The 4,638-nt window shown below is 66.7% G+C and carries 7 protein-coding genes; all 7 read left to right on the forward strand.

What is annotated here, in order from left to right; all coding sequences use genetic code 11:
* Window positions 1–1,467 (forward strand): phage tail tip fiber protein (locus tag FYJ91_RS20750; RefSeq protein ID WP_181008612.1); only part of this gene is annotated, 1,467 nt, incomplete at its 5' end.
* 7 nt (window positions 1,468–1,474) lie between these two features.
* Window positions 1,475–2,041, forward strand: coding sequence for a hypothetical protein (locus FYJ91_RS20350; protein ID WP_149524171.1), 567 nt, complete (start codon window positions 1,475–1,477; stop codon window positions 2,039–2,041).
* Window positions 2,038–2,325 (forward strand): hypothetical protein, encoded by a 288-nt coding sequence (locus FYJ91_RS20355; protein WP_149524172.1) that lies wholly within the window; start codon window positions 2,038–2,040, stop codon window positions 2,323–2,325. Before FYJ91_RS20350 ends, FYJ91_RS20355 begins: the two co-directional genes overlap by 4 nt.
* A gap of 94 nt (window positions 2,326–2,419) precedes the next feature.
* A complete protein-coding gene (locus FYJ91_RS20360) occupies window positions 2,420–2,860 on the forward strand; it encodes a hypothetical protein (protein WP_181008613.1) in 441 nt (146 codons plus the stop codon).
* 128 nt (window positions 2,861–2,988) lie between these two features.
* Window positions 2,989–3,729 (forward strand): CHAP domain-containing protein, encoded by a 741-nt coding sequence (locus FYJ91_RS20365; protein WP_149524173.1) that lies wholly within the window; start codon window positions 2,989–2,991, stop codon window positions 3,727–3,729.
* Window positions 3,726–4,028, forward strand: coding sequence for a hypothetical protein (locus FYJ91_RS20370; protein WP_149524174.1), 303 nt, complete (start codon window positions 3,726–3,728; stop codon window positions 4,026–4,028). The genes FYJ91_RS20365 and FYJ91_RS20370 overlap by 4 nt, the downstream gene beginning before the upstream one ends.
* Window positions 4,025–4,450, forward strand: a complete 426-nt coding sequence (locus FYJ91_RS20375; protein ID WP_149524175.1) for a hypothetical protein — start codon at window positions 4,025–4,027, stop codon at window positions 4,448–4,450. Before FYJ91_RS20370 ends, FYJ91_RS20375 begins: the two co-directional genes overlap by 4 nt.
* Window positions 4,451–4,638: the final 188 nt, after the last annotated feature.

The following is a 4,638-nucleotide window of genomic DNA, read 5'->3' on the forward strand; positions in this document are numbered from 1 at the left end:
GTCCGGCAGATCTTCACCACCGTCAATACGCTGAGCGGCCAGTATGCGAGCCTGTCGGTGACGGTGGCGACGCAGGGAGCGTCGATCGTCACCAACGCAGCCGCCATTACGACGCTCGACACGAACGTCGGCACCCTGACGACTACGGTCAGCACGCAAGGGGCGTCGATCGCCGCAAATGCGGCGGCTATCAGCACGACGACCGCTGACCTTGCGAGCCTCAGCACGGTGGTCACGGCGGGCTCGCCGAACCTTGTCGGTGCGCTCGAAACATGGGCGGCAAGCCCATATTCTTCGGTCGGCCTCAACCCCGCATGGGGGACGGTGCTTTCAAGTGCGGGAGGGTTTAGCGGGAGCGAGCAGCTCATCGGCCAATCGCCGATCGAGCCGGCGGTTGCGGGGCAGACCTACACCTTTGCTGCGGACTTCCATTGCGCCGCAACGTCGGGCAGCGCGATCAGCGCCGACATCATGTGGCTGGACTCGATGGGCGCGCCGGTTTCCGGTTCGCCCTACAGCACGCGGGTCTATGCCAATCCGGGCACCGTGTTCAGCAATTCGCGCCCGCGCAGCACGTTTTCAGCCACAGTGGTTGCGCCGGCCGGTGCCGTGTCGATGAGGGCGCGTGCCCTGCTCTACATCGCGCCGGGCGGCAGCGTGACCTATGCAGCGGTGCGGCGCTTCAAGGTGGAGCGGGGAACCTTCGCGACCCTGTTTTCGAACGAGGCGAGCGTCCGCCAGACGTTCCAGGCGCTCAACACGCTGGATGGCAGCTATGCGAGCCTCGCCTCGACTGTCTCCGTGCACGGCGTCGCGATCACCGCCACTGCCACCGCCACTGCCACCGCCATCGCGACGACGGACGGCAACGTCACCACGCTGTTCGCCCGCTATGGGGTCGAGCTCGACGTCAACGGCTTGGGCAGCGGCTTCATCCTGAACAATAACGGCTCGCGCAGCGATGCGGTGTGGAAGGTCGATCGCTTCCGGATCGCTTCGCCCGGTTCGCCCGAACTGCAGCCGTTCGAGGTCGTGTCCGGCGTTCTATTCGCGCGCGCCGCCGTCATCCGCGATCTGTCCGTCGATACGATCAAGATCGCCGGCAATGCGATCACGAAGCGTAGTTTCGCCGCCATGCTCGGTGGTGCGAACGCCGGCACCAACTCGTGGTTGACGGTGTGCACGAGGGTGGTGACGCTGCCCTACGCCGCCGACGTCATCCTCCAGGCATCGATGCAGCAGAGCTACAGCTCAAGCGTCAAAACCTGGACGGCGCGGTTCAACGTCAACAACGGAACAATCGTCCAGGCCCGCGGTGGCGCGGGCGCCTACACCGACGTCCCGTCGATCAACGGCATGATCAGTCTGCCTGCGGGAACGCACACGATCGACCTCGAATGGTTCGGTCTCGACAGCACGATTTCGCTGACAGCGGCAAACCTGATCGTCGACCCGGCGATGAAATGAGGTGTCCATGAAGTACGTCCACTATATCGTCTACCACCTCGAAACCGGCGCAATCCTCCAATGCGGCGGCCCGGTGCTCGAAAGCGAAGTCGCGCGACAGGCGCCGCCGGATCGGCCTTGGGGCGCGGTAGCGGTCGACGACGACGCGCTGATCGTCGAGGAGGCCGAAGCCGGCGTGCCGCGCGCCTCGATCAACATGGTCGCGGTGCGGCGATCCTCTATCGATCGCATCAACGCGGGGGCGGTGGCCGAGCTGGCCCGTCACCTAACCCCGGGCATGGCTGGCACCTATGCGGCAAAGCTGGCCGAGGCCGAGGCGCTTGCTATTAATCCGGATGCGGCAGCGCCGATGTTGAGGGCGGAAGCCGACGCCAGCGGGCAGCCGCTTGCGGACGTCGCGGCGGCGGTGATCCAGCGCGCGCATGACTGCCAGCAGATCCGCGCCGCGGTCGAGGCTGCCCGCCAACAGGCGAAGGCCACGGCGGTCGCTGGCAACATTCCGGCGATGGTGGCGGCCGAAAAGGTCGATTGGGTGGCGGTCAGCGCCGCCGCATTGGAAGGAGCATCAACATGACGGATGAAGAATTCCAGCAGGCTCAGGCCGCTGTAGAAGCCGAACGCTTCCGCCGCGCGACCGAGCAGGCGACGGTGAACGCCGAGCGGCTCGCGCCCCTAGTGGACCTAACCTCGTCGTCCGCGTTCGCGGCGGTTGCCGATGCGGTCGCCGCCTTGCCGCTTGAACTCGTCGCCGACGCAAAGATTGGGCCGTGCATAAACGCGATCCGCGTCGGGATGAGCGGCGTCATGAAGTTCGTGCCCGCTCCCGCCCAAGCTTCGGCTTCGCCGCCCACCGCGTAAGGGCGCGCCCTTCGCTGATCCCGAGCCCGCGATTTCCGCGGGCTTTTTCATGCCCGGGAGACGCCGGATGCACCTTGCTATGGGGGACAGGCCAGTGAGCCCGTGGATTGAAGCCGCAATGGCAAAATATGGCTGGATCTGGATCGGCCTGACCTTCGGTCTCGCCGCGAAATATGCGCTGCTGATCAAGCGGGGAATCCGCATTCGGCCGGCGCTGGTCCTGGCCGACGTGCTGTTGCTGCCGTTGGTCGCGCTTATCGCCTACACCATGGTCAACAAGTTGGGCGCGGACGGCGAGACCGCGGCGCTCGTCACCGCCCTCGCCACCGTCGGCGCCGATCGGCTGGTGAAGCTGTACATGGAGCGGTTCGTCCAGCGGGTCGACATCGAGCTGCGGTCGATGGCCGAGCAGCAGAAGGCCGTCATCCGCAACGAGGTGCAGACCGAAATCTCCGGCCACGCCGTGATCGAGGATCATGCCGCAGGCCGCGCGCCCTCCGAATACGTCTCCCTGCGCAAGCCGCCCGTCGGCTGATACGAAAACCCCGCCGGCGAGAGGGGCGACGCCGGCGGGGTTCGGGATTGTGGAGGCCGCCGCTGAGCAAGGGGGGAGGAGCCGCGGCCTCGCCTCCAATAACTTCCAACCGAAAATGAGGTTCCCGGATGACCTACATTCACGACCAACTCGCAGCCGAGCTGCGGGTGACGAAGCCTATTGGCCCGGGCAAGAGCGCCGGCGCCAAGCGCGTGCAGGAATATCTCGGCGTCAACGGCGTCCGCCTCGTCATCGATGGGGACTGGGGCCCGGCGACGTCGCGCGGCCTGCAGATGGCCGTCCCCGGCGCGACGACGGTGGATGCCGCGATCATGGAGCGCCTCGCCTTCCCGATCCTGCGCGCGATCGAACCGGGCGCCCCGAAAGCCACCCTGGGCGCGATGATCGCCGCCACCGCCATTCAGCACCTCGCGGCGCATCCTGTCGAAATCGGTGGGCAGAACGCTGGCCCCTGGGTGCGAATGTATATGGACGGCAACGAGGGCCCTGCATGGCCGTGGTGCATGGGCTTCGTCACCTTCGTCGTTCGGCAAGCCGCGCTGGCGATGGCAATGAAGGTGCCTGAGCATCTGGAGCGGACCTATAGCTGCGATGTCGTGGGCGGCCGCGCGAGGAAGTTCGGCAAGCTGGTCCTCGGCCCCTCGCCCATCGTGAAGCCCGGCGACATCTTCCTGGTGCCCGCGAAGGGTCGCGCGAACGACTGGGTCCACACCGGCATCATCATCGAGGTGAACGGCCAGACCTTCACGACGATCGAAGGCAACACGAACGACGAGGGCAGCCGCGAAGGCTTCGAGGTATGCAAGCGCATCCGCGCGCGCGCTACGGTCGACGTGGTGAAGCTGTGAGCGAGACCACCATCGCCGGCCCGATCGAGCAGGTGGTGGTCGAAGCGCCGAAGGCGGCAACGCCCTCCGCGATAAATATGCCGGATCATGAGGTCCGCACGACGCGCTGGTACCAGATCTATGTTCGGCTCGCGCGTCCGACGCTCGACTGGGCGACGATCGCCTGGTTCCTATGGTGCTGCATCATCGAGCCCGCCTTTCGCCGGCATTTCGACATCGTGGCCGTAGGCATGTGCCTCGCCTGGTGCGCCGCGATCTACGGGATCAAGACGTACGAGAAGCAGAAGGGCGTCGCGTGAGCTGGGCTGCCGCTTGGTCGTTCGCGACCCGCATCGGGCCGTGGATCATCATCGCTGGCCTCGCCGCCGCGCTTCTCCTGACCCGCGCCAAGCTGACCGAGGTCCGGCTCGAGGCGAAGGTCGAGGCCGCCGACGCCAAGCTGGGCGCAGCGCAAAGCGCGCTCGCCAACGAGAGGCGCACCGGCGCCGCCATCGCAACCTATGCGGAACGCACTGCGGCGTTGCAGCCGCTGATCGTCCGCTCAACCGACACGGTGACCCGATATGCTGAAACGCCTGCCGGCCGCGCTCCCTGCGCTGCTCCTGACCGCGTGCTTGGGATCGACCAGCTCGACGCGGCCTTGTGGTCCACCGCCTCCCCCGCCAGCGGGCGCGGCGGCGCCCTGCCTGCCCACGCCAGCGCGGCGCCAGGCGGACGGTAGCGCCACCAGCGCCGACACCGAAGGCACGATCCGCGACGGGCGGTTCGATCTGCGCGCCTGCGACGACAAGCGGATCCTGCTGCTCGACAGCTGGCCGAAGAACTGACGCCTCCCCAAAACGAAGGAGCTTCCGATGAAGATGATGATCCGGGCAGCAATTGCGCTGCTCGCGCTAAGCGTGTGCGCGC

It is taken from the genome of Sphingomonas montanisoli (assembly GCF_008274695.1).
Lineage (GTDB): Bacteria > Pseudomonadota > Alphaproteobacteria > Sphingomonadales > Sphingomonadaceae > Rhizorhabdus > Rhizorhabdus montanisoli.